Source organism: Thiolapillus sp. (assembly GCF_048562965.1).
In the GTDB taxonomy this organism is placed as follows: Bacteria; Pseudomonadota; Gammaproteobacteria; order Chromatiales; family Chromatiaceae; genus Thiolapillus; species Thiolapillus brandeum_A.
The window spans coordinates 1-1,109 of sequence record NZ_JBHNMF010000933.1; the positions used below are offsets into that span (position 1 = coordinate 1).

1 protein-coding gene is annotated in these 1,109 nt (G+C 48.6%); it reads right to left on the reverse strand.

All coding sequences use genetic code 11. The annotated features are described in order from the left end of the window. On the reverse strand, nt 1-1,109 hold a 1,109-nt coding region (locus ACOCD2_RS21290; protein ID WP_419626060.1), incomplete at both ends, for an HsdM family class I SAM-dependent methyltransferase.

Consider the following 1,109-nt stretch of genomic DNA (forward strand, 5'->3'; position numbering starts at 1 on the left):
CGTCAATTAATGCGCGATTGTGGCTATCGAAACAGCTACCATTTTCCATGTGGCCTTTACCATCACCACGGAAAAACATGTTTAACGTGGAAAGCGCCCATATTGTCGGGTTGGTATCAAACCCAGAAATATTTGACTTAACGGTTTCTCGCTGCGCGTTGCTTTTTGCCTGAGCCAGCATGCGGTCAAAAGCTGCAACAAGGAACCCGCCGGTACCAGATGCGATGTCAATCACGCGGTCCTTGGGTCTGACGCCTGTTAGTTCGACACAGAAACGGGTGATGTGCCGCGGCGTAAAAACAATACCTAGCGAATTGTTGTCATATCCATAACGCAGGAATGCTTCGTAAAACATCCCTAAAAAGTCGGTATCCGTCTGAAGCACCGCTTTGACATTAAGTTGTTTCAGGATGGTGACCACTCTGCCGATATACCCGGACAGGCGGTTAAAATCAGCACCCGATAATTTTAAGGCGTCGATCAGCTGTTTTTTCTTTTTCTTGGGAATGTCTGTTGTTTTATTGATGGCTGCAGCGGCCAGCGAGTTCACCGAAGCCAGAGCCTTGGATGGGGTAGTAACAATTTCACCCTCATACATGGCGGCCACCATCGCTCCGATCACTTTTGGCCGCAGGGGTGCCTCAATCTTTGCTTGACGAAGTATGCTGCTGAGCTCAATTGCAGCGTCAATAAAATCACTTTGGTCAGGAACAGTGACTACCGTAGTGCTGTTACCCGCCTGGATGGCAAGCTCAGTTTCACGTTTGGAGGGAATATTGGTTAATTCTGCGCCATGAGAGGTTAGTGGCTTCCAACCTTTCTTAGTTAGGTAAAGCACCATAACGCTAAACCCTGTGTCTTCCTCACCTGCTGCGCCGATTGCAATATTGACCGTATGTTTACCACTACGGTTAATCTCTTCGGCGTAGTCGCATGCCTCAGTAATTGCCGTATTGAGCTTTTTCAGATCATTCTTGGCCTCAATAACGGCAACAGGCTCACCGGCCAATACCATGACGAAATCCGGTAGTTTCCCGCCAAGACCGATGTTAGGAAAATAGCGCTCTGTTTCGTTTTCCTCCAGAAACTCGCCGCCAGTGTCCACATGG